The sequence below is a fragment of the Roseateles chitinivorans genome (assembly GCF_002761755.1).
Lineage (GTDB): Bacteria > Pseudomonadota > Gammaproteobacteria > Burkholderiales > Burkholderiaceae_C > Roseateles > Roseateles chitinivorans.
This window is the reverse complement of record NZ_PEOG01000006.1, coordinates 80,002-102,439: the sequence shown is the minus strand read 5'-3', so window position 1 is coordinate 102,439 and position 22,438 is coordinate 80,002. Positions and strand designations below refer to the sequence as shown.

General features: G+C 68.7%; 24 protein-coding genes. 14 read left to right on the top strand and 10 right to left on the bottom strand.

Going from position 1 to position 22,438, the window contains the following annotated elements:
• The first annotated feature begins 57 nt into the window (after nucleotides 1–57).
• The 3 genes from CS062_RS01845 to CS062_RS01835 all read left to right on the top strand — a co-directional run bounded on the left by CS062_RS01845 (nucleotide 58) and on the right by CS062_RS01835 (nucleotide 2,950).
• A complete protein-coding gene (locus tag CS062_RS01845; protein WP_099859760.1) occupies nucleotides 58–627 on the top strand; it encodes a Spy/CpxP family protein refolding chaperone in 570 nt (189 codons plus the stop codon).
• A 94-nt stretch (nucleotides 628–721) separates the two neighbouring features.
• Nucleotides 722–1,435 carry a response regulator gene (locus tag CS062_RS01840; RefSeq protein ID WP_099859829.1) on the top strand — a complete coding sequence of 238 codons (714 nt, stop codon included), beginning with the start codon at nucleotides 722–724 and terminating at the stop codon, nucleotides 1,433–1,435.
• Complete coding sequence (locus tag CS062_RS01835) at nucleotides 1,436–2,950, top strand: sensor histidine kinase (RefSeq protein ID WP_233217862.1); 1,515 nt, start codon at nucleotides 1,436–1,438, stop codon at nucleotides 2,948–2,950. It abuts the gene before it with no gap.
• 48 nt (nucleotides 2,951–2,998) lie between these two features.
• Here the strand turns inward: CS062_RS01835 and CS062_RS01830 are convergent, their stop codons facing one another.
• Genes CS062_RS01830 through trpS form a run of 3 tightly spaced genes read right to left on the bottom strand, consistent with a single transcriptional unit; the run spans nucleotide 2,999 to nucleotide 5,905 of the window.
• Nucleotides 2,999–4,411 (bottom strand): MATE family efflux transporter, encoded by a 1,413-nt coding sequence (locus tag CS062_RS01830; protein WP_233217860.1) that lies wholly within the window; start codon nucleotides 4,409–4,411, stop codon nucleotides 2,999–3,001.
• Nucleotides 4,408–4,878, bottom strand: coding sequence for a DUF3717 domain-containing protein (locus CS062_RS01825; RefSeq protein WP_099859826.1), 471 nt, complete (start codon nucleotides 4,876–4,878; stop codon nucleotides 4,408–4,410). The genes CS062_RS01830 and CS062_RS01825 overlap by 4 nt, the downstream gene beginning before the upstream one ends.
• Nucleotides 4,879–4,888: 10 nt before the next feature.
• On the bottom strand, nucleotides 4,889–5,905 hold the full coding sequence (trpS, locus tag CS062_RS01820) for a tryptophan--tRNA ligase (RefSeq protein WP_099859759.1): 1,017 nt from the start codon (nucleotides 5,903–5,905) through the stop codon (nucleotides 4,889–4,891).
• Between the two features lie 154 nt (nucleotides 5,906–6,059).
• Between trpS and purN the strand changes: the two genes are divergently transcribed.
• On the top strand, nucleotides 6,060–6,698 hold the full coding sequence (gene purN, locus CS062_RS01815) for a phosphoribosylglycinamide formyltransferase (protein WP_099859758.1): 639 nt from the start codon (nucleotides 6,060–6,062) through the stop codon (nucleotides 6,696–6,698).
• 19 nt (nucleotides 6,699–6,717) lie between these two features.
• Here purN and CS062_RS01810 read toward each other — a convergent pair whose 3' ends face one another.
• Nucleotides 6,718–7,368 carry a DUF1345 domain-containing protein gene (locus CS062_RS01810; protein WP_158238641.1) on the bottom strand — a complete coding sequence of 217 codons (651 nt, stop codon included), beginning with the start codon at nucleotides 7,366–7,368 and terminating at the stop codon, nucleotides 6,718–6,720.
• Between the two features lie 14 nt (nucleotides 7,369–7,382).
• The gene (locus CS062_RS01805) at nucleotides 7,383–7,685 is read right to left on the bottom strand and encodes a DUF1653 domain-containing protein (protein ID WP_099859756.1); all 303 of its coding nucleotides are present in this window, start codon (nucleotides 7,683–7,685) and stop codon (nucleotides 7,383–7,385) included.
• 27 nt (nucleotides 7,686–7,712) lie between these two features.
• Between CS062_RS01805 and CS062_RS01800 the strand changes: the two genes are divergently transcribed.
• The 3 genes from CS062_RS01800 to CS062_RS01790 all read left to right on the top strand — a co-directional run bounded on the left by CS062_RS01800 (nucleotide 7,713) and on the right by CS062_RS01790 (nucleotide 11,122).
• The gene (locus CS062_RS01800; protein WP_099859755.1) at nucleotides 7,713–8,981 is read left to right on the top strand and encodes an RsmB/NOP family class I SAM-dependent RNA methyltransferase; all 1,269 of its coding nucleotides are present in this window, start codon (nucleotides 7,713–7,715) and stop codon (nucleotides 8,979–8,981) included.
• A gap of 259 nt (nucleotides 8,982–9,240) precedes the next feature.
• Entirely contained in the window at nucleotides 9,241–10,452 is a 1,212-nt protein-coding gene (locus CS062_RS01795) for a DesA family fatty acid desaturase (protein ID WP_233217858.1), read from the top strand.
• A gap of 151 nt (nucleotides 10,453–10,603) precedes the next feature.
• Complete coding sequence (locus tag CS062_RS01790; protein ID WP_158238640.1) at nucleotides 10,604–11,122, top strand: DUF3016 domain-containing protein; 519 nt, start codon at nucleotides 10,604–10,606, stop codon at nucleotides 11,120–11,122.
• A 108-nt stretch (nucleotides 11,123–11,230) separates the two neighbouring features.
• Here CS062_RS01790 and rpmG read toward each other — a convergent pair whose 3' ends face one another.
• From rpmG to trxB, 3 genes are all read right to left on the bottom strand, one after another.
• The gene (rpmG, locus tag CS062_RS01785; RefSeq protein ID WP_058934741.1) at nucleotides 11,231–11,401 is read right to left on the bottom strand and encodes a 50S ribosomal protein L33; all 171 of its coding nucleotides are present in this window, start codon (nucleotides 11,399–11,401) and stop codon (nucleotides 11,231–11,233) included.
• 22 nt (nucleotides 11,402–11,423) lie between these two features.
• A complete protein-coding gene (rpmB, locus tag CS062_RS01780; RefSeq protein WP_022979438.1) occupies nucleotides 11,424–11,657 on the bottom strand; it encodes a 50S ribosomal protein L28 in 234 nt (77 codons plus the stop codon).
• A 240-nt stretch (nucleotides 11,658–11,897) separates the two neighbouring features.
• Nucleotides 11,898–12,857, bottom strand: a complete 960-nt coding sequence (gene trxB, locus CS062_RS01775; RefSeq protein WP_099859752.1) for a thioredoxin-disulfide reductase — start codon at nucleotides 12,855–12,857, stop codon at nucleotides 11,898–11,900.
• Nucleotides 12,858–13,036: 179 nt separating this feature from the next.
• Here trxB and CS062_RS01770 point away from each other — a divergent pair, with 179 nt between their 5' ends.
• The 5 genes from CS062_RS01770 (at nucleotide 13,037) to CS062_RS01750 (ending at nucleotide 19,350) form a co-directional block, all read left to right on the top strand.
• Complete coding sequence (locus CS062_RS01770) at nucleotides 13,037–13,705, top strand: Crp/Fnr family transcriptional regulator (RefSeq protein ID WP_067067043.1); 669 nt, start codon at nucleotides 13,037–13,039, stop codon at nucleotides 13,703–13,705.
• Nucleotides 13,706–13,778: 73 nt separating this feature from the next.
• The gene (locus CS062_RS01765; RefSeq protein ID WP_099859751.1) at nucleotides 13,779–16,157 is read left to right on the top strand and encodes a DNA translocase FtsK; all 2,379 of its coding nucleotides are present in this window, start codon (nucleotides 13,779–13,781) and stop codon (nucleotides 16,155–16,157) included.
• 62 nt (nucleotides 16,158–16,219) lie between these two features.
• Nucleotides 16,220–16,879 (top strand): outer membrane lipoprotein periplasmic chaperone LolA, encoded by a 660-nt coding sequence (gene lolA, locus CS062_RS01760; protein WP_099859750.1) that lies wholly within the window; start codon nucleotides 16,220–16,222, stop codon nucleotides 16,877–16,879.
• A gap of 81 nt (nucleotides 16,880–16,960) precedes the next feature.
• The gene (locus CS062_RS01755) at nucleotides 16,961–18,298 is read left to right on the top strand and encodes a replication-associated recombination protein A (protein ID WP_099859825.1); all 1,338 of its coding nucleotides are present in this window, start codon (nucleotides 16,961–16,963) and stop codon (nucleotides 18,296–18,298) included.
• A gap of 101 nt (nucleotides 18,299–18,399) precedes the next feature.
• Nucleotides 18,400–19,350 carry an amino acid ABC transporter substrate-binding protein gene (locus CS062_RS01750; RefSeq protein ID WP_158238639.1) on the top strand — a complete coding sequence of 317 codons (951 nt, stop codon included), beginning with the start codon at nucleotides 18,400–18,402 and terminating at the stop codon, nucleotides 19,348–19,350.
• Here the strand turns inward: CS062_RS01750 and CS062_RS01745 are convergent.
• On the bottom strand, nucleotides 19,265–20,293 hold the full coding sequence (locus CS062_RS01745) for a LysR family transcriptional regulator (protein WP_099859748.1): 1,029 nt from the start codon (nucleotides 20,291–20,293) through the stop codon (nucleotides 19,265–19,267). The two genes, CS062_RS01750 and CS062_RS01745, sit on opposite strands and share 86 nt — an antisense overlap.
• A gap of 160 nt (nucleotides 20,294–20,453) precedes the next feature.
• On the opposite strand from CS062_RS01745, the gene sugE reads away from it, so the two are divergent.
• Nucleotides 20,454–20,774, top strand: coding sequence for a quaternary ammonium compound efflux SMR transporter SugE (sugE, locus tag CS062_RS01740; protein WP_099859747.1), 321 nt, complete (start codon nucleotides 20,454–20,456; stop codon nucleotides 20,772–20,774).
• Nucleotides 20,775–20,859: 85 nt separating this feature from the next.
• Here the strand turns inward: sugE and CS062_RS01735 are convergent, their stop codons facing one another.
• Nucleotides 20,860–21,930, bottom strand: a complete 1,071-nt coding sequence (locus CS062_RS01735; RefSeq protein WP_143742222.1) for a hypothetical protein — start codon at nucleotides 21,928–21,930, stop codon at nucleotides 20,860–20,862.
• Between the two features lie 157 nt (nucleotides 21,931–22,087).
• Between CS062_RS01735 and CS062_RS01730 the strand changes: the two genes are divergently transcribed.
• Nucleotides 22,088–22,408: a hypothetical protein gene (locus CS062_RS01730; RefSeq protein ID WP_099859745.1), complete on the top strand. Its 321-nt coding sequence runs from the start codon at nucleotides 22,088–22,090 to the stop codon at nucleotides 22,406–22,408.
• The last annotated feature ends 30 nt before the right edge of the window (nucleotides 22,409–22,438 follow it).

The following is a 22,438-nucleotide window of genomic DNA, read 5'->3' as shown; positions in this document are numbered from 1 at the left end:
CGATTGACGCGCGCCGCCGACCATCTCCTCACCCCCAAACGAATTGGAGATTCCGAGATGGTCAAACGCATTACCCGACCCCTCACGATGCTGGTGCTGGCTGCGAGCCTCGGCGTGGCCGCACTGTCCGTGCAAGCCCAATCCGCTCCTGGCGACATGCCGCCGCCGCCGCCGCATGCGATGCATCGCGGCGGCCACGACTTCGGCGGCTTCCCGATGCAAGGCCGTCTGCTGAAGGAAGCCGGCGTCACCGACGCCCAGCGCGCCCAGCTCAAGCAGATCTTCGAGGCCGCCCAGAACGACCTGAAGGGCCAGCGCGAGACCGGCCGCCAGCTGCATGAGCGCATGGAAGCGCTGTTCACCGCGCCCACCGTCGACGCCAATGCGGTCGAGCAGCTGCGTCAGCAGATCGCCGCGCAGCACGAGGTCGCCTCCAAGCGCCTCACGCTGGCGATGATCGATGCGTCGCGCGTGCTCACCCCCGAGCAGCGCGCCAAGATCGCCGAACTCAAGAAGCAGCAGCGGGAGAAGATGAAGCTGCGCATGAAGGACCACGCCCAGCACCGGAAGGACCGCCAGGGCGCGAATCCGGACAACCCGGTGCCGCAACCTTTCACCGAACGCTGAGCGCGGGAGGCCGGCTATGCTTCAGTCTTTCGATGAGTCCGCGGCGCGCGGCCAGGCCGATCCGGCCCGGTCGATGGCCGCCTCGCAACGCCCGATGAATCCACGACTGCTCCTGATCGACGACGACGCCCGGCTGACCGCGATGCTGGGCGACTATCTCAGCAGCGCCGGCTTCGACGTGAGCTTCGCCGGTTCGCTGGCGCAAGGCCGCTCGGAGCTGGAGTCCGGCCAGTTCGAGCTGCTGGTCCTGGACCTGATGCTGCCTGACGGCGACGGCCTCGAGTTCTGCCGCCAGCTGCGCGGCGACAAGCGCTGGCGCCGCCTGCCGGTGCTGATGCTGTCGGCCCGCGGCGAGCCGATGGACCGCATCCTGGGCCTGGAACTCGGTGCCGACGACTACCTGCCCAAGCCCTTCGAGCCGCGCGAGCTGCAGGCCCGCGTGAAGGCGCTGCTGCGCCGTACCGAGCCTCAGGCGATGGGCGACGAGGTGCTGCGCTTCGGCCGGCTGGAGATCGACCTGGCGGCGCGCCAGGTGCGTCTGGACGGCAATGCCTGCGACCTGACCAGCCACCAGTTCGACCTGCTGGTCGTGCTGGCGCAGAGCCCGGGCCGCGTGCTGTCGCGCGACCAGATCATGGATGCGCTCAAGGGCCATCCGCTGGAGGCCTTCGACCGCTCGATCGACGTGCACATCTCCCGCATCCGCTCGGTGATCGAGGACGATCCCAAGAACCCGCGACGGGTGCTGACGGTGCGCGGCGCCGGCTATGTGTTCGCACGCAAGCAGGACGCCGAAGGCCTCGAGTAAGTGAAGGCGCTGTACCTCCGGATCTACGTCACCGTCGTGGTGGTGCTGCTGGCGTTCGCGCTCGGCTCGGCCTGGCTGTTCCAGGGGCGCATCGAGCAGGAGCGCGGCACCTTCGAGCAGGCGGCTTCCGAGCGGCTGGTGGCGCTGGCGGTGCTGGTGCAGCGCGCCTTGCCCCCTTCGACCGCATCGGTCGACGAACAGGCCGATGCCGTCGAGGACTGGGGACAGCGCCTGCGCATGGCGCTGGCGCTGGAAGATGCGCGCGGGCACCGCATCGGCGCCTCGCCGCTGTTCGAGCGGCGCGAGGACCTGCCGGGTTCGCGGGTGCAGCGGGTGCCCCTGGACGACGGCCGTCATCTGCTGTTCCTGCGCCTGGCGCGGCCGCCCGGCGCATCCGGTCCGATGGGGCAGGACAAGCTCGAGGCCGAGGCGCGCGCCGCGAGCAGCCCCCGCCGCGTCTTCCGCGAGCGCCGCGATCCCTTCGTCGATGGTCCGCCGCCCGAGTGGCGGGATCCCGCGCGCCGGGAAGGCCGGCCCGAGATGGACCAGACGCGCCAGCGGATGCTGGACCGGCTCGAGCAGCAGCGACGCGAGGAGAGCGCCGCCTCCTGGGTGCCCGGCTGGGTGCCGCGCCCCAGCGGCGAGGCGCTGGCCGTGTTGCTCGCGGTGCTGTTCCTGGCGGTGGCCGGCGGTGCCTATCCGGTCGTGCGCCGGCTCACGCGGCGGCTCGAATCGCTGAAGTCCGGCGTCGAGCAATTCGGCTCGGGGGACCTGAGCTTCCGGGTGCAGGACAACGGCAAGGACGAGGTCGCCGCGCTGGCCACCAGCTTCAACCGCGCCGCCGAGCAGATCGAGACCCTGCTGCGCTCCCACAAGAGCCTGCTGGCCAATGCCAGCCATGAGCTGCGCTCGCCGCTGGCGCGGCTGAAGATGGCGTTCTCGATGCTGGACGACGCTTCGCCGGCGCAGCGCGCGCGGCTGGGCCAGGAGATCAACACCAACATCGCCGAGCTGGATGCGCTGGTCGAGGAAGTGCTGCTGGCCAGCCGTCTCGAAGGCGGCGCGCAGTCGCTGCGGCTCGAGCCGGTGGACCTGCTGGCGATTGCCGCCGAATCGGCCGCGCAGGGAGGCGCCGAACTGGAGGTCGAGGACGGCATCGGCCAATTGACCCTCAGGGGGGATGACCGCCTGTTGCGTCGCGCGCTGCGCAACCTGCTCGAGAACGCGCGCCGTTATGGCGGACCGGTGGTCGAGCTGAAGGTGCGACGATCCGGCCAGGACCGCATCGAGCTGCAGGTCTGCGACCGCGGCCCGGGCGTGCCCGAACCGATGCGGGAACGGATCTTCGAAGCCTTCTTCCGCCTGCCGGGCCATGCCGAGGTGTCCGGTGGCGTCGGCCTGGGCCTGAACCTCGTCAAGCAGATCGCCACGGCTCACCAGGGCACGGTGCGCTGCGACGCCCGGGAGGGCGGCGGCAGCTGCTTCGTGATCACGCTGCCGCTGAATGCAGCTTAGGCGGGGGCCTCGGCGCCGGCCGGCTCCGCCTCGCTACCGGGACGCGCGCTAGTCGCGGATCTCGCGCCGATGCACCAATGCCAGCAGCGCGCCCAGTCCGATCGCCGCCGCCGCCAGTCCCACCGATGCCGCGCTCCAGAAGCCCATGGCGCCTTGCATGAGGGCCGGCAGCTCGGCGGCATGCTCGCCGAAAACGAGCCAGTAGCCGCCGCCCAGTCCGAGCCCCCAGATCGCGAAGGCGTAGATCAGCATTGGCGCCGTCGCGATGTGATGGGCGCGCAGCACGAAGGCGGCGACGGTCTGTGCGGCGTCGGACACATGGAACAACCACAGCCAGCCCAGCAGCGGCAGCGCCGCGGCGATGATGGCCGCGTCGCGGGTGTAGAGCCCCAGGACCTGCTCCCGCAGCGAGAAGATCACGCCGCCCAGCACGAAGGCGATGGCCAGCGCGATCTCCAGGCCGTGCCAGCCGAGCCGTCGCGCCGCCGCGTAGTCGCGGGCGCCAAGCGCCTGGGCCACCAGGGTGCTGCAGGCGTTGGCCTGCGCCAGCGGCAGCATGAACATCATCGCGACCAGGTTGGCGCAGAGCTGGTGGCCGGCCACCGGCGTGGTCCCCAGCCGCGCGATGAAGATCGCCATGAAGGTGAAGCCGGTGACCTCGATCAGCACCGAAGCCCCCATCGGCACGCCGAGCTTGACGAGCCGGACCAGCGTCGCCCGCCGCGGCCGGTGCAGCCCCGCCCCGGCAAATCCGAACGGCGCATAGAACGTATCGCGCTTGAGCACCGCGAGTGCGATCAGCAGCTGGCTCCACATCACGATCGCCGTCGCGATCGCGCAGCCCACCGCGCCCAGCGGCGGCACCTGGAGCGGTCCGACCGAGAAGCCGGCGATCAGCAGCGCACTGGCCGGCAGCTTCAGCAGCAGCCCGCCGATCTGCAGCGCCATCACCGCCTTTGGCCGAGACACCGCGGTGTTGAAGCCGCGATAGGCCGTGAACAGCAGCGCGGCCGGCAGCGCGATGCCCAGCATGCGCAAGTAGTCCCGCACCTTGGCGGCGATCTCCGGGCTGACCTGCGAGATCGCCAGGAAGGGGTGCGGGAACCACAGGATCAACTCGCCCACGACCGTCAGCGCGAGCGCCAGCCAGGCGGCCTGGTGCAGGCTGTCGCCGGCCTCGGCCATGCGCCTGGCGCCGAAGAGCTGCCCGGCCACCGGCGAGATCGCCAGCACCACGCCCATCAAGCCCACGAACACCGAGGTGTAGACCGCGGAGCCCACCGCCAGCGCCGCCAGGTCGACCGCGGAATGCCGCGCGACCAGCAAGGTGTCGATGGTGGAGTAGGCGAGCACCGCCAGTTGGCCGATGAACACCGGCCAGGCCAGCGGCAGGATCTGGCGCAGGCTCTCGAGCCTTCCGCCCAGGGCCAAGCGTGCGCCGGCATTCGCCGCGTCGGTCAAGCGGACTCCCTGGGGGGCGCGGCCCGCTCAGCCGCGTCCGGATTGGGCGGGGGCGCTTCGCCCCGCAGCTCGATGGCCCGCTCCGCATAGCGGTTGAAGCGCCAGGCCGTGCCCTCGAGCGTGATCCGCCGCCAGGTCGCCCGCTTCTCGCCGGGTGTGAACACCGGCCAGTTCTGGACCTCGTCGAAGCTGCGGCCGCAGCCCTTGCAGAGTTCGTCGCCCTGGCTGGTCGAGCAGATCGCGATGCAGGGCGCGTCCGGTGTCGTGTCGTACCAGCGCAGCCAGGCCTGGAGCGCCTGGCCGGGCATCGAGTCCTCGTCGCACTCGGCCTCGTGGTGGAAGACCATCAGCGCGTAGACCTCGGCCAGCGCGCGCAGCTCGGGGCCGAGCGACACGCCGTCGCCCGGCGCGCGCTGGCGCCACCAGTTGATGGCGGATTCGATGTCGGTGATGTGGATGCCAGCCATCTCGGCCATCTCAATAGTCGATGCCCATCGCGCCGCGCACCTCGCGCAGCGTCTTGCGCGCCACTGCACGGGCACGTTCCGTGCCGACCTCGACGATCCAGTGGACCTTCTTCGGATCGGCCAGCAATTCATCGGCACGCTCGCGCCACGGCGCCTGCTCGTCATGGATCGCCTCGATCAGCGGCTGCTTGCAGTCCAGGCAACCGATGCCGGCGCTGCGGCAGCCCGACTCCACCCAGGCACGGGTGTCACTGTCGGCATAGACCTTGTGCAGCGCCCAGACCGGGCAGCGCTCGGGTTCGCCCGGGTCACCGCGGCGCACCCGCTGCGGGTCGGTCTGCATCGTGCGCACCTTCTCGGCGACGACCTCCGGCGCGTCACGCATCGCGATCGCGTTGCCGTGGGTCTTGCTCATCTTGCGGCCGTCGAGGCCGGGCAGGCGCGAGGTCTCGGTCAGCAGGGCCTGCGGCTCCGGGAACAGCGGCGCCGCCTGCTGGCGGTAGAGGTGATTGAAGCGGCGCGCGACCTCGCGCGTCACCTCCACATGCGGCGCCTGGTCCTCGCCGACCGGGACGAAGGCCGCCTTGTAGATCAGGATGTCCGCCGCCTGCAGCAGCGGATAACCGAGGAAGCCGTAGGTGGCCAGTTCGCGGTTCTCGGCCACCAGGTCCTTGTAGCTGGGCATGCGCTCGAGCCAGCTCGATGGCGTGCTCATCGCCAGCAGCGTGAACAGCTCGGCGTGTTCCGGCATGCGGCTCTGGATGAACAGCGTCGCCTGCGCCGGGTCGATGCCGGCGGCCAGCCAGTCCACGACCATGTCGTAGACGCTCTGCTCGAGGCCTTCGCGGTGCTGGTAATGGGTGGTCAGCGCATGCCAGTCGGCGACGAAGAAGAAGCAGTCGTAGGCCGCCTGCAGCCGCACCCAGTTCTTCAGGGCGCCGTGGTAATGGCCGAGGTGCAGCGCGCCGGTCGGGCGCATGCCGGAGAGCACGCGCTGGCGCGGGAAGGAAGGCGGATGGTCGGTCATGGCGGCGGGCTGGGCGGTGGCCGCACCGTGCGCGGCAGCCGCGCCTCGAGGCGGGGCAGGCTGCGTCCGGCGGGGCGGCGGGAGGGCGATTGTAGGGAGGCACGGCCCGCGCGGCGGCCATTCATGCCGATGCCCTTGGCTACACTGCCGGCCCATGAAGCACATCGTGATCCTGATCTCCGGCCGCGGCTCCAACATGGAAGCCATCGTGCAGGCCTGCGCCGCCGGCGGCTGGCCGGCGCGCATCGCCGCGGTGATCAGCAACCGGCCGGACGCCGCCGGACTGGCCTTCGCGCAGGCGCACGGCGTGCCCACCGCGGTCGTCGACCACAAGGCCTTCGGCAAGGGCGACGCGGCGCGCGTCGCATTCGACGCCGAACTGCAGCGCGTCATCGATGGCTTCAGTCCCGACCTGGTCGTGCTCGCCGGCTTCATGCGCATCCTGACACCAGGCTTCACCGCCCACTACGCGGGACGGATGCTCAACATCCACCCGTCACTGCTGCCGGCCTTCCCCGGCTTGCACACGCATCAGCGCGCCATCGAGGCCGGCTGTCGCGTGGCCGGCGCGACGGTCCACTTCGTGACCGCGGAGCTGGACCATGGACCGATCGTCGCCCAGGCGGTCGTGCCGGTGCTGGACGGTGACGACGAGGCGGCGCTCGCGGCCCGGGTGCTGCGGCTCGAGCACCGCATGTATCCCAGCGCGGTGCGCTGGTTCGTCGAGGGGCGGCTGGCCGTCGAGGGCGCCCGCGTCCGCCATGCCGGCGGAGAGCCGCAGATGTTCAGCTGACCTCGGGCCGCCAGGGCGCTCAGCCCAGCATCCCGGCCAGGAAGTTGATCGTCAGCGCCAGCACGACCGTGTTGAACACGAAGGCCTGAACCGCCTGCACCAGCACGAGCCGCCGGATCGGCCGCGAACTGACGACGACATCCGAGGTCTGCGAGGTCGCCGCCACCGTCGCGGCGAAGTAGAGGAAGTCGATGTAATCGGGCGCCTCCTCGTCGCCGGGAAACTCCAGCCCGTGGGGCGCCTTGGGCCCGCAATGGAACATCGAGGCATAGGCCAGCCCGAACTCGACCGGCAGCAGCAGCCAGGAGCCGGTCAGCGTCGCCGACGCCACCAGCAGGTGCGGCCAGGCCTTCAGCAGGCCGGCATCCTTGACTTGCGCCAGTTCCAACGCGATCGCCGCCATGCTCGCGGCACCGCCGAGGATGGCCAGCGCCAGCACCGTCGGCACGCTGTCCGCGACGGCGCGGGCCTGCTCCTCGATGTCTTCGGCGGCGGTGTGGAACATCCGCCAGCCGATGAGCAGCAGGTAGGTCCAGACGCCGGCGCTCCAGCCCAGCAGCAGACGCGTGTGCCAGGCCAGTTCCATCGGCCAGGAGGCCGCCAGCAGCGCGCCCGTCGCCGCGCCGATCAGCAGGCGCGGGCGGCGCTGGATCTGGTGCAGGAGCGGCATGGCGGGCGAGGCCGTCAGTCGCCGATCCGGGCGAAGCGGGGCACCGCGCGGCCGTCGACCTCGACGGTGCCGAAGAACATGTCGTAGGGTCGGACCCATAGACCCGAGTCGCCGTACCGCGGCTGGTAGAGCACCAGCGGTTCCAGCGTCTCGCTGTGGCGCACGACGCCGCGGACCTCGTACTCGCCGCCCTTGTAGTGGCGGTAGCGTCCGGGCGGCGCCTCGGGCAGCGGGGCGAGCGGGTCGCCGGCGCCATGGCCGGGGGAGGCCGCGACGGGCGCGGCGCTGGGACGGGGGGAGGGCGTGGCGTCGCTCATGCGGGAAGGCTCGGGGATAATCCGGCGATGCATCCTAATGCCCTTCTCGAACTCTGCGCCGAACTCGTGGACAGCCTGCTGCTGTTCGACAAGCCGGCCGACGCCCTGGTCTCCGACTTCTTCCGCGCCAACAAGTCCCTCGGCCAGCGCGAGCGCCACACCATCGCCGAAACCGCCTACGCCGTGCTGCGCCAGCGCCCGATGTTGCAGCACCTGGCCCAGTCCGGCCGCGGTCCGATGGCGCGGCGCCTGGCGATCCTCGCCTGGGCCGGCAACGAGGCCTTCCTGCGCGGCGCGCTCAAGGAGGAGGAGCAGCAGTGGCTCAAGCAGGTGGGGTCCATCGATCGCGCCAAGCTGCCGGAGAAGCTGCGCCACAACCTGCCTGACTGGCTGGTCGAGCCGCTGAAGGCGCGCCTGGGCGAGGAGCAGTTCTGGCAACTGGCCGACGCCGTCAACACGGCGGCGCCGCTGGACCTGCGCGTGAACCTGCTCAAGGCCAAGCGCGAGGACGTGCAGGCCGCGTTGAAGGACAAGGGCTTCAATTCGACGCCGACACCCTATTCGCCGTGGGGCCTGCGCCTGGAAGGCAAGCCCGCGCTGCAGAAGCTGGATGTCTTCACGAGCGGGCAGGTCGAGGTCCAGGACGAGGGTAGCCAGTTGCTTTCGCTGCTGACCGAGGCCAAGCGCGGCGAGATGGTGGTCGACTTCTGCGCCGGCGCCGGCGGCAAGACGCTGGCGTTGGGCGCCGCGATGCGCAACACCGGCCGGCTGTATGCCTTCGACGTCTCGGGGCACCGGCTCGACAAGCTCAAGCCGCGCCTGGCGCGCAGCGGGCTGTCCAATGTCTATCCGGTCCAGATCAGCAATGAGCGCGACGACCGGATCAAGCGTCTGGCCGGCAAGATCGACCGGGTGCTGGTCGACGCGCCGTGTTCGGGCCTGGGTACCTTGCGCCGCAATCCCGACCTGAAGTGGCGCCAGTCGCCGGACAGCGTCAAGGAACTGCACGACAAGCAGGTGGCGATCCTGAACAGCGCCGCCCGCCTGCTCAAGCCGGGCGGCCGACTGGTCTATGCGACCTGCTCGCTGCTGGACGCCGAGAACGAGGCCGTCGCCCAGGTTTTCGCCGAAGCCCATCCCGATTTCACACTGCAACCGGCCCAGGAGGTCCTGGCCCATGCGCAGGTCGATGCCGAGCAGGCAAAGGCGCTGTCCGATAACGGCTATCTGCGTCTGTGGCCGCACCGCCACCACAGCGACGGCTTCTTCGCCGCCGTGTGGGAACGCAAGAAGTGAGCGGCTTGCTCGCGTAGAAATTCTTATAACGAACTGGTTGCCGAGACAGGGTAGGCCGGCTGCTCGGATTGTTCGCAGTCGGTCACCCTTCGGTTCGTTCGATGGATCACGATCTCGGGCTCTTCAGCCCTGGTGCGTCAAAAGCAGGGGGGAAAGCCGGTCTGATTTGGGCGATTTCTAGAGGGCCTCGCCTACAATCGTGGCTTCCTGTGGACAACTGGCTCCTCGCGAGCAGGGTTAGGACCGAATGAACGTATTGATGTCTGTGCACGATGCCGTCCTGAACTGGATGATCGACGGCTTCACCGGCGCCAGCTGGTGGCAGATCGTGGTCTTCACGCTGGTGGTGACGCATATCACCATCGCCGGGGTGACGATCTTCCTGCACCGCGCCCAGGCGCACCGCGCGCTCGACCTGGGGCCGATCCCGTCGCACTTCTTCCGCTTCTGGCTGTGGCTGACCACCGGCATGGTCACGCGCGAGTGGGTCGCCATCCACCGCAAGCACCACGCCAAGTGCGAGACCGAGGAAGATCCGCACAGTCCGGTCACCCGTGGCATCAAGACGGTGATGACCCGGGGCGCCGAGCTGTACCGCGCCGAAGCCAAGAACGAGGAAACCATCAAGAAGTTCAGCCACGGCGTGCCGGACGACTGGATGGAGCGTCATGTCTACAGTGGACGCTCGGTCTGGGGCGTGTCGCTGATGATGATCATCGACCTGGCGCTGTTCGGCGTGGTCGGTCTGGCGGTGTGGGCCGTCCAGATGGTCTGGATCCCGTTCTGGGCGGCCGGTGTGATCAACGGCGCCGGCCACTACTGGGGTTATCGCAATTTCGAGGCGACCGACGCGTCGACCAATGTCTCCCCGTGGGGCCTGATCATTGGTGGCGAGGAATTGCACAACAACCACCACACCTATCCGACGTCGGCGAAGTTCTCGGTCAAGCCGTTCGAATTCGACATCGGCTGGGGCTACATCCGTGCGATGGAGATGATCGGTTGGGCAAAGGTCCGCAAGACCGCGCCGCAGATGAAGACCGGCGAGATCAAGGCCGTCGCGGACAAGGACACGCTGGAAGCCATCATCGCCAATCGCTATGAGGTGATGGCGCGTTATGCCCGCGGTCTGCGTGGCGCTTGCAAGGATGAATTGGCCAAGCTCAAGGCGGCCGGCGAGCAGCACAGCGTCAAGTTCCACCAGTTCAAGCTGGCCAAGCGCTGGCTCCACCGTGATGCCGAAAAGATCCCCGCGGTCTTCCAGGCGCAGCTGGATGGGGCTCGCGCCGCGAGCCCGGTGCTGGACAAGCTGGTCACCATGCGCGAGGAACTGCGTCAGCTGTGGACTCGCACGAACGTGTCGGCCGAGCAACTGGTGCATGACCTCCAGGCGTGGTGTCGCAAGGCCGAAGAAAGCGGCATCGCCGAACTCAAGGCCTTCGCGATGGGCCTGCGCGCGGTTCGCGCCTGATCGGTCGATGTGACGTCGTCTGAGGTGATGCCGTCTCGGTGATGGCCGTCACCCGGCGACGGATGAAGGAATGCAAAGGGCGCCCTTACCGGGCGCCTTTTTTCATTGGGGCGCCCATAATTTGGCGGGAACCTCACACAAGGAGAGTGACATGACTGCCGCAATCCCGTTCAAGCGCATCGCGCTGATCGGCCTGACGACCCTCAGCTTTGGGGTGATGGCGTCGGTGGCCCAGGCGCAGGCGGAAGTAAGTTTCGTCAAGCCGGAGAACTTCTCGGACATCGGCTTCAACAGCTCGGATCGCACCACGGCGATGAAGCAGCTGGAGGATCACTTCAAGGCGCTGGCCGCGCGCGAGCTGCCGGGCAAGCAACTGAAGATTGAAGTGACCGATGTGGATCTGGCCGGGGAACTTGAGCCGAATGCCCGCATCGACCGGCTGCGGATCCTGCGCACGGTCACCATTCCCCGGATGAGTTTCAACTACACGCTGAGCGAGAACGGCAAGGTCTTGAAGTCCGGCAAGGCGGACATCAAGGACATGGACTACCAGAACGCGACCAACCGCTACTTCGACTCCGAGCCCTTGCGCTATGAGAAGAAGATGATCGACGACTGGATGGCCAAGGATTTGCTCGGCAAGGACCGCCTGGCGCGAGTGACGCCCTGACCGGCCCGGTCCGCAGTGAAGTTGCGGGTCGCCAGAATGAAAAAACCCGCCGATTGGCGGGTTTTCTTCAAGGGGAGGGCGGTGCTGTCGCGGCCCTCGCAAGCTGAATCACTTCAGCTTGGTTTCCTTGTACAGCACGTGCTTGCGCGCCTTGGGGTCGAACTTCATGAATTCCAGCTTTTCAGGCGTGGTCTTCTTGTTCTTGTTCGTGGTGTAGAAATGACCGGTGCCGGCAGTGGATTCCAGCTTGATCTTTTCGCGTCCGCCTTTGGATGCCATGGTGTCGCTCCTGGTTCAGTGATTAGGCTTGACCGCGGGCACGCAGGTCGGCCAGCACGGCGTCGATGCCCTTCTTGTCGATCAGACGCAGCGCGGCGTTGCTGATGCGCAGACGGACCCAGCGGTTTTCGCTTTCGACCCAGAAACGGCGGTATTGCAGGTTCGGCAGGAACCGGCGCTTGGTTTTGTTGTTGGCGTGGGAAACGTTGTTCCCGACCATGGGCTTCTTGCCCGTGACTTCGCAGACGCGTGCCATGAGGACACTCCGATACTTGTCATCCGGCGACCGTCCCAATCGTCCCGACCTTGCTGTCGGATCGCGGGCGGCGGCCTCACCTCGCCATAGGGTGGCGGTTTCCCATCTTCCCCGCGTCGAGATCCTTCACAGGTTGTCGGCGCAGGAAAACGGCGAGTGTAGCAGAAATAGGCCGGCCCGCGCAAAGGCGGGCCGCCTGGAGTGGAGCGACGCCGCAGCGTGGCGCCAAGCTCGCCGGGCTCAGCCCGCTTCCTGCTCCAGGAAGCGCTGAGCGTCGAGCGCCGCCATGCAGCCGGTGCCGGCACTGGTGATGGCCTGGCGATAGACATGGTCCTGCACGTCACCGGCGGCGAAGACACCCGGCACGCTGGTCATCGTGGCGAAGCCTTCCAGGCCGCTCCTCGTGCGGATGTAGCCATCCTTCATCTCGATCTGGCCGGCGAAGATGTCGGTGTTGGGCTTGTGGCCGATGGCAATGAAGCAGCCTTGCAGCTTGACGTCCGTGGTGGTGCCGTCCTGCGTGCTCCTGATGCGCACGCCGGTGACGCCGCTGGCATCGCCCAGCACCTCGTCCAGCGTGTGGAACAGGTGCAGCTCGATCTTGCCGGCCTTGACCTTGTCCATCAGCTTGTCGACCAGGATGGGCTCGGCGCGGAACTTGTCGCGGCGGTGGATCAGGTGGACCTTGCTGGCGATGTTGGACAGGTACAGCGCTTCCTCGACCGCGGTGTTGCCGCCGCCCACCACGCAGACTTCCTGCTCGCGATAAAAGAAGCCGTCGCAGGTGGCGCAGGCGCTGACGCCGCGGCCCATGAAGGACTCCTCGGACGGCAGGCCCAGGTACTGCGCCGACGCGCCGGTCGCGAGGATCACCGCGTCGGCGGTGTAGACGGCGCTGTCGCCGGTCAGGGTGAAGGGGCGCTTGGAGAAGTCGACGCTGTTGATGTGGTCGAAGACGATCTCGGTCTGGAAGCGCTCGGCATGTTGCTGGAAGCGCTGCATCAGCTCGGGACCTTGCACGCCCATCACGTCGGCGGGCCAGTTGTCGACCTCGGTGGTGGTCATCAGCTGACCCCCTTGCGCCATGCCGGTGACCAGCAGCGGCTTGAGGTTGGCGCGGGCCGCATAGATGGCGGCGGTGTAGCCGGCGGGACCGGAGCCGAGGATCAGCAGTTGGGCGTGTCGGGTGTTTTGGCTCATGACAGGCAATTGGGGATGCGCACAGTGGACGCAAGGGTCGACAGCCTACGGCCGTTACAGCGTTGACCCTATGAACAGCCGTGAACAAATTGGCACAATGCATCCATTCTAGGTGGCGGGTCCCTCTGCCATCCTGACAACCACGATTGACCCTAACCCCCGACAGGAGGCATCCCTTCATGGCCATGTTGTCCAACTTGGATCTGATCCGCAGGGTTCCCTTGTTCTCCCTGCTGACCGCCGACCAGGCCCAGTCCATCGCGGACAGCGTCGTCAAGCGGCGCTTCAAACGCGGCGAGTTGATCGTCGAGCAGGGGACCAAATCCAACGCGCTCTTCATCCTCCTGAACGGCCGCGCCCGCGTGCTGACCGCCGACAGCCGCGGTCGCGAGGTGATCCTCGCGGTGCTGCAGCCCGGCGACTATGTCGGCGAGATGAGCCTCATCGACAACGAGCCGCATTCGGCGACGGTGCGCGCCGAGGTGCAGACCGACATGCTGGTGCTCGGTCGCGCCGATTTCGCACGCGGCCTGCCGGAGCCGTCGAGCCTGGCCTACGGCATCCTGCGCGGCCTGGTCGCCCGCCTGCGCAACGCCGACCGGCAGATCGAGTCGCTCGCGCTGCTCGACGTCTACGGCCGCGTCGCCCGCACGCTGCTGGACATGGCAGAGGAAGAGAAGGGCGTGAAGATCATCCGCGGCAAGGTGTCGCGCCAGGACATGGCCAAGGTCGTCGGGGCTTCGCGCGAGATGGTCAGCCGCGTCATGAAGGACCTCGAGGACAAGGGCGTGATCGAGACGCTCGAGAACGGCTCGGTGGTCATCAAGGAACGCCTGCAGCACGATTGAGGCGCCAACGTTTCTTCACCATGGCGCCCGGCCCCGCGTCTGAGACGCGGGGCGCTTGCGTCACAATCGCGGGATGAGTTTTCCCGGTTCCCTGCTGGGCGGCGGTGACGACGCCGCCACGCCGCCTGAGCGTCCCGCGCCGGCGCGCAAGTCCAAGAAGGCCGCGGCGGCTGTCGCGGTGCCCACGCCGCCCAGCCCGCTGCGCACGCCGCTGTGGCTGCTTGTCGGCGCGCTGGTCTGGTGCCTGGTCTTGCTCGCGATGGTCAGCCATGACCGCGCCGACGCCGCGTTCAGCACCGCCGGCATCGCCGGGCCGACGCGCAACCGCGTCGGATCGCTCGGCGCCTGGATCTCCGACCTGATGCTCTTCGGCTTCGGCTACTCCTGCTGGTGGCTGATGCTGGTGTCGCTGCGCGCCTGGTTGAGCGGCTTGGCGCGCCTGCTGCGCGCCGACGGCAGCCCGATGCCGACGTTGAAGGAGCGCCTGCCGGCGATCGGCGGCCTCGCGCTGCTGATGGCGGCGAGTTGTGCGCTCGAGTGGACGCGCCTGTACGGCTGGGAGTCGCACCTGCCTGGCCATGCCGGCGGCGTGCTGGGCTACCTGCTGGGGCCGGCCAGCATGAAGCTGCTGGGCTTCGCTGGCTCGGGTGTCGTATGGATCGCCGCACTGGTGGCCGGCGTGTCGCTGGCGCTGAAGTTCTCGTGGCTGAAGCTGTCCGAGCAGATCGGCGCCTCGATCGAGCGCCTGATCGAGAGGCGCGAGGTCCGCCGCGAGATCGCCGAGGACAAGCGCGTCGGCAAGGAAGCCAAGCGCGAGCGCGAGGCGATCGTCGAGGTCGAGCGCCAGGTCGAGGAGGAGCACCACATCCCGATCGTCATCGAGCCGCCGGTGGTCGAGGTGCCCAAGTCCACCCGCGTGATCAAGGAGCGTCAGCAGACGCTCTTCACCGATCCCGCTGACGCCAAGCTGCCGCAGGTCGACCTGCTGGACGCGCCACCGCCGCGCATCGAAACCGTCACGCCCGAGTCGCTGGAAATGACCAGCCGCATGATCGAGAAGAAGTTGAAGGACTTCGGTGTCGAGGTGCGGGTGGTGGCGGCTTCGCCCGGGCCGGTGATCACCCGCTACGAGATCGAGCCGGCCACCGGCGTGAAGGGCGCGCAGATCCTGGGCCTGGCCAAGGACCTGGCGCGCTCGCTGAGCCTGGTGTCGATCCGCGTGGTCGAGACCATCCCGGGCAAGAACTACATGGCGCTGGAGCTGCCCAACGCGCGGCGCCAGACGATCCGGCTGTCGGAGATCCTCGGCTCGCAGGTCTATGCCGACGCGGCATCGCCGCTGACGATGGGCCTGGGCAAGGACATCGTCGGCATGCCGGTCGTGGCCGACCTGGCGAAGATGCCGCACTGCCTGGTCGCCGGCACCACTGGTTCGGGCAAGTCGGTGGGCATCAACGCGATGATCCTGTCGCTGCTGTACAAGGCCGAGGCCCGCGACGTCCGCCTGATCCTGATCGACCCCAAGATGCTGGAAATGAGCGTCTACGAGGGCATCCCGCATCTGCTGGCCCCGGTCGTCACCGACATGAAGCAGGCCGGCAACGCGCTGAACTGGTGCGTCAACGAGATGGAGCGGCGCTACAAGCTCATGTCCAAGATGGGCGTGCGCAACCTGGCCGGCTACAACAAGAAGATCGCCGACGCGGCCGAGCGCGAGGAGAAGATCCCCAACCCGTTCAGCCTGACGCCGGAAGAGCCGGAGCCGCTGGAACGGCTGCCGCACATCGTCGTCGTCATCGACGAACTGGCCGACCTGATGATGGTGGTCGGCAAGAAGATCGAGGAACTGATCGCCCGTCTGGCCCAGAAGGCCCGTGCCGCGGGCATCCACCTGATCCTGGCCACGCAGCGTCCGTCGGTGGACGTGATCACCGGCCTGATCAAGGCCAACATCCCGACGCGCCTGTCCTTCCAGGTCTCGAGCAAGATCGACTCGCGCACCATCCTCGACCAGATGGGCGCCGAGGCGCTGCTGGGCATGGGCGACATGCTCTACATGGCGTCGGGTACCGGGCTCCCGGTGCGGGTGCACGGCGCGTTCGTCAGCGACGACGAAGTGCATCGCGTCGTCGACTACCTGAAGGAGCAGGGCGGCGAGCCCAACTACATCGAGGGCATCCTCGAGGGCGGCGTGCTCGACGGTGACGGCGGCGGCGACGGCCTGCCCGGCCTGGCCGCCGGCGGCGACGGCGAGTCCGATCCGATGTACGACCAGGCCGTGGCGGTGGTGTTGCAGCACAAGCGGGCGTCGATCTCGCTGGTGCAGCGCCACTTGCGCATCGGCTACAACCGGGCCGCCCGCTTGCTGGAGCAGATGGAGAAGTCGGGCCTGGTGTCGTCGATGGCCACCAACGGCAACCGCGACATCATCGTGCCCAAGCGGGACGAATGAACGGCGCCAGGCGCCGCATCCCGCTCCGTCCAAGAACCCTCGCCATCGTCGAAGAGCATCCGATGACCCATTCGCTCCTTTCCCTGCCGGTCCGCGGTCTGCGCGCCGCCCTGAGCCGAGGGCTCGCGGGCGCGGCGCTGCTGGGCGCCGCCGCGATGGCCCATGCCGACGGCGTGAGCGCGCTGCAGCAGTTCGTGACCGAGGTGAAGAGCGGCCGTGCCAGCTTCACGCAGACGGTCACCGCGCCTGACGGCAAGCGCAAGAAGACCACCACCGGCACCTTCGAGTTCCAGCGGCCGAACCAGTTCCGCTTCGCCTACGCGAAGCCGGCCGAGCAACTCATCGTGGCAGACGGCAAGGAGGTCTGGATCTACGACCCGGACCTGCAGCAGGCCACGGTGCGGCAGATGGACCAGGCGCTGGGCGCGACGCCGGTGTCGCTGCTCGCCGGGGGCGACCTGTCGCGCGACTTCACGCTGAAGGCGCTGCCGGCGGCCAATGGGCTGGACTGGGTGCAGGCGACGCCGCGGCGCAACGACAGCGGCCTGCAGAGCCTGAAGCTCGGCTTCAAGGGGCGCGAGCTGTCGGCGCTGGAGATCGTCGACGGTTTCGGCCAGCAGTCGGTGATGCAGTTCAGCGCGGTGGAACCCAATGCCAAGGTGTCCGCCGAGCGCTTCCGCTTCACGCCGCCGCCGGGCACCGACATTGCGCGCCAGCCCTGACGGACCTTCGAGCCTGCATCGATGAGCAACGCGTCGCTCTTTCCGGACGAGTTCGATCCCGTTCCCAGCGCGCCGCCGGCGATGGCCACGCCCGGCAAGCACGCACCGCTGCCGGAACGGCTGCGGCCGCGGCAGCTCGATGAGGTCGTCGGCCAGCGCCATCTGCTGGGACCCGGCATGCCGCTGCGCGTCGCACTGGAGAGCGGCCGGCCGCATTCGATGATCCTGTGGGGCCCGCCGGGCGTCGGCAAGACGACGCTGGCACGGCTGATGGCGCAGTTCTTCGACGCGCAGTTCATCGCGATCTCGGCGGTCCTGGGCGGCGTCAAGGACATCCGCGAGGCGGTCGAGCGGGCCCTGGCCGCGGCCGGGCAGGGGCGTCGCACGATCGTGTTCGTCGACGAGGTCCACCGCTTCAACAAGGCGCAGCAGGACGCCTTCCTGCCGCATGTCGAGTCCGGGCTGTTCAGCTTCATCGGCGCGACGACGGAGAACCCGTCCTTCGAGGTCAATTCGGCGCTGCTGTCGCGCGCGACGGTGCATGTGCTGAAGTCGCTCGACGAGCAGGACATGCGCGAGCTGCTGGCGCGCGGCCGCGAGGCGCTCGGCGCGCCGCCGGTCAGCGAGGCCGCCACCCAGCGCCTGATCGGCTATGCCGATGGCGATGCGCGGCGTCTGCTCAACACGCTGGAGACGGTGGCGCAGCTGACGCCGGCGGACACGGCGGAGATCGACGAGGCGCTGCTGGAGCGCACCCTCGGCGAGCAGCTGCGGCGCTACGACAAGGGCGGCGACCAGTTCTACGACGTGATCTCGGCCTTGCACAAGTCGGTGCGGGGCTCCAACCCGGACGCGGCGCTGTACTGGCTGGTGCGCATGCTCGATGGTGGCGTGGACGCGCGCTACATCACCCGGCGCCTGATCCGCATGGCCAGCGAGGACATCGGCAACGCCGATCCGCGCGCGCTGCGGATCTGCCTGGACGCCGCCGAGACCTACGAGCGCCTGGGCTCGCCGGAAGGCGAGCTGACCTTGGCCCAGGCGGTCGTGTACCTGGCGATCGCGCCGAAGTCCAACGCCGTCTACAACGCCTACAACCAGGTGCGCGCGCTGATCAAGCAGGACAGCTCGCGACCGGTGCCGGTGCATCTGCGCAACGCGCCGACGCGGCTCATGAAGGAGCTGGGCTACGGCAAGGCCTACCGCTACGCGCATGACTTCCCGGGCGCCTACGTGGCGGGCGAGCAGTACCTGCCGGACGGCCTGGAGGACCAGCGCTTCTACGAGCCGGTGCCGCGCGGCCTGGAGATCAAGATCGGCGCCCGGCTGGACGAGCTGCGACGGCTCGACGCCGAGGCGCTCGGCCAGGACGGCGACGGCGACAGCTCGTCCCGTCGCGCCGAGAACCGCGAGGACTGAACATGGGCGCGGCGTGGCGAGCCTCCATCGCGACGCGCCCGGCGCGCGCCGCACAGGCTGTCGCGTGGACACCCGAGCTCGGCCTCCGCGGGATCCTGGGCGTGGCCCTCGCCCTGGGACTGGTGCTGGGCCTGCTCGCGACCGTGCCGGCCGCGCAGGCGGCGGCCGCCAAGCCGGCACCGGTCGTGCGTCCGGCGCAGCCGCCCGAAGGGCCGACGCTGACGCGCATCCGCGAGACCGGCGTCATCGTCATCGGCTACCGCCCGGCGTCGGCGCCGTTCTCCTACCTTGACGCGCAACTGCGGCCCACCGGTTATTCGGTCGAACTGTGCGAGCGGGTGATCGCCTCGCTGCGCACCCGGCTGAAGCTGCCCGATCTCGAGGTGCGGCGCGTGGCGGTGGGCTCGGCGACGCGAATGCCGATGGTCAGCAACGGCACGCTGGACATGGAGTGCGGCATCACCACCAACACCGCGGAGCGGGCGCGCAGCCAGGCCTTCTCGGTGACGATCTTCGTGGCCGAGACCAAGCTGATGACGCGTCATGGCGAGAAGGTGCAGAGCCTGGGCGACCTGCGCGGCCGGCCGGTGGTGAGCACCATCGGCACGACCAGCATCCAGCACCTGGCCAAGGTCAACGAGCAACTCGGCCTGGGCATCCGCATCGTCGCCGGGCTGGACGATCCGGACGCGTTCCAGCTGCTGCGCAGCGGCCGCGCCGATGCCTTCATGATGGACGACGTCATCATCCGCAGCCTGCTGGCGCAGCAGGGCGCGGCGGTCTCGCCCGACGACTACGTCATCTCCGATCGCGCGTTGACGGTGGAGCCCTATGCGATCGGATTGAACCGCGACGATCCGATGTTCAAGACCATGGTCGACGACGTGCTCGTCGGCCTGTACCGCAGCGGCGAGATCCACACGATCTACAGACGCTGGTTCGAGTCCCCGCTGCCGCCCAACGGCATCAACCTAAAGCTGCCGATGAACGCCGCTTTCCGGCGCGTGGTCGCGCAGCCGACAGATTCGCCCGACCCGGAACGCTATCGCTGATCGTGGCGGCGGAAGCCGGCGGCGCGGCGCGGTCGCTCGCGATCGCACCGGAGCAGCCCGACCGGCCATTCAGCAACTCGACGAAGCGCCGTGCGGCCAGGCCCAGCGGCCGGGTCTGGGTCCACACCACGTCGACATAGAGCTGCAGCGCGGTCGTGAAGTTGCCGGCGGGGATCTGGACCAGCTCGCCGGAGGCCAGTGACGCGCGCACGAATCCGGACGGCAGCCAGGCCCAGCCGAGCCCGGCCGACACCATGCGCAGCGCCGCGACCGGACTGTCGGTGCGCCACTGCACCCGCGAGACCGAGATCCGCTTGTCGACGTCGCAGGCATCGCGGCCGGCGACCAGGATCTGGCGCTCGGCGATCAGGTGCTCGTCGCGCAGCGCCGCGGCCTCGCGGGCGAGCATGGGGTGCGAGGCAGCGGCCACGGCGACCAGCGTCTCGCGGGCCACTTCCTGGAATTGTTCGGAGGGATCCAGCCCCTGTCGCTCGAAGACCAGCGCCAGCTGCGCACGGCCGGACTTCAGCATCGCCAGGGCGTCCGCCTGCGGCGCGGTCAGCACTTCGATTGCCAGCAGCGGGAACTCGCCGGACAAGGTGATCAGCGCATCGCTCCATGGCGTGGCGGCCAGCAGCTCCGGCGCCACCGCGATCACCAGCGAGGGCTCCAAACCCTGCGTCATCGACAGCGCATGCCGGTTGAGCTGACCGAGCTGCTCGGCCAACCGGCGCGCCTGCGGCACCAGCGCGAGCGCCTGGGGCGTGGGGACAGGTTCGCGACCGGCGCGGTCGAAGAGCGGCAAGTCGAGTTCGGCCTCCAGGTGCGCGATCGTCATGCTGACCGCCGACGGCACCCGGCCCAGTGCGCGGGCAGCGGCCGAGAACGAGCCGTGGTCGATCGCCGCGAGGAAGACGCGGACGTTGTCGAGGTCGAAAGCCATGGCGATGTCTCGGAGTTGGTGTCGATCTGTCAGTGGAGCTGATGGATTCTGACTTCAGCTATCAGCGTTGTCGAACATACAGTGCCCCCCATCGTGAATCAAGACCTCGAGCCGCAGACGGCCGGCGCCGCAGGCGGAGGTCTCAGACAAGGAGTTCGACATGGTGTGGGGTGTGCTGTTCCTGGCCGGGCTGTTCGAGGTGGGCTGGGCCGTCGGCCTGAAGTACACCGACGGCTTCACGCGGCCGTGGCCGACGGTGGGTACCGTGCTGGCGATGGTGACCAGCGTGGTGCTGCTGGGCTGGGCGCTGAAGCACCTGCCGGTCGGGACGGCCTATGCGATCTGGACGGGGATCGGCGCGGTCGGCACCGCGATCGCGGGCATCGTGCTGCTGGGCGAGTCCGCGTCGCCGGCCCGGCTGGCCTGCATCGGACTGATCGCCGCAGGCATCGTCGGACTCAAGATGGTGTCGTCCCAGTGAGCCATCGGTCGGGCTCGCCGGCCGGCAGTCGCCGCTGGGCGGTCTGACCCGAACTCGGCGATACGCGCTCGATTGCGCGCCGGGCTCAACGGAAGGCCTTCAGCGCCTCGCGCCCGACAGGCGTGAGGAAGGGCTGGATGACGTCGATCGGCAGCGCGATGTCCTCGGCGCAGGGCGTCATCGCGTAAGAGGTCCCTCCTTCGAAGACGATCTGTCCGGCCGCCGCGTGGACGGCACGACCATCCCACCGAATCGCGTCGCGGCAGTCGGCATCCGGGCCGTTGGGTGTGCGCTCGTAGGCGTTCATCAGCAGGCGGCCGAGCGCGGAGGACTTCGGGATCTCCTGGCGCAGTTCGGGGAGGAGCCAGTTGGCGGTGTCCACGGCGGCGCCGGTGTCGAGGCGGTAGGTGGCGAAGTGGTTGCCATGCCAGGGATGCGCCCCGCCGCAATAGCCCTCAATGGAGGTCTGGATGACGGCGAAGCTCGCATTCCAGGCGGTGACCGATTGGACCTGAGAGGAGCCGTAGCCGGCGCCGACGCCGCGATCCTGGCGTCCTGCCGCGACGCACTCCAGATGCTCCATGACCGCGTCGACGGCCTTGGCCTGCAGGGTGGCGTTGAGCGCATCGATGCCGGGCCCGCTGCCGATCAGCCGCACGCCTTGATGCGTGGTACCGAGCGACTGCCCAGGTGTCCTGGCCCCGTCCGGCACGGTGTAGGTGAGGTGTTCGAACCGCCGCCCGTCGATCGCGCCGGTCTTGTCGAGCCTGGGCCTCAGGCCAGCCTTGCGGGGCGTGCCGTAGGCCTCGGCCGGAATCGCGGTCGCGGCGATCGGCAGCCGCTTGGCACCGTCCGGAGAGCGCCATTCGCCGCGCAGCGTGGACGTGTCGCAGGTCAGGGTCAGCCATCCGGTGTGGCGCTCGCGCGCATCGAGTTCCTGCCAGACGTCGGTCTTCGGATCACGCACCAGGGTGAGGTCGTCCAGCGAGTTGCGGTAGTAGTAGCGACCCATCGCTGGCTGGTCGTTCTGAGCTGCATTCAGCGCGATCGACACCGGCGTGCCGCCGATCGTCCCGCGCCAGGCGCCTGCGACGCAAGCGTCCGTCGCCGCGGCCGATACGAGCGGAAGGAGTGCCGCCGTGAGTCCCGCAGCCATGCGCGGATAACCATGGCGCCGGCGCTGCCCACGATCCGGGTGAGGGCCAAGGCGGGCGGGGAGGGAGGGGAGACTGCAAGCGCGCATGCCCGCGACTGTAGTCGCGGCAGGGCATGGGACTTGCCGTCGATCCTCATCCAGACAGCAGGAGCCACCCATGCCCGACTTCGATGAACGCAGAGACCAGGCCTATGACCGCGAACAGGAAGCCGCCTATTGGCGTGAGCACTACGCCAAGCGGCCTTACGTGCAACCCACCGACACGCATGACGACTTCGGCCCGGCGTATGCCTATGGCGTCGATGCCTTCGCGCGCTATCCCGACCGCGACTTCGATGATTTCGAGGCCGAGCTGCACCGCGACTGGGGCGAGCAGCGCAAGGGATCGTCGTTGGACTGGGCGCGCGCCAAGCCCGCCGTGAAGGATGCATGGCAGCGCATCAAGGAGGCATCGAACATGCCGCCGTCGACGCGCTGAGGGGCGAGGCGCCGCCGCGCCGGCGGCTCG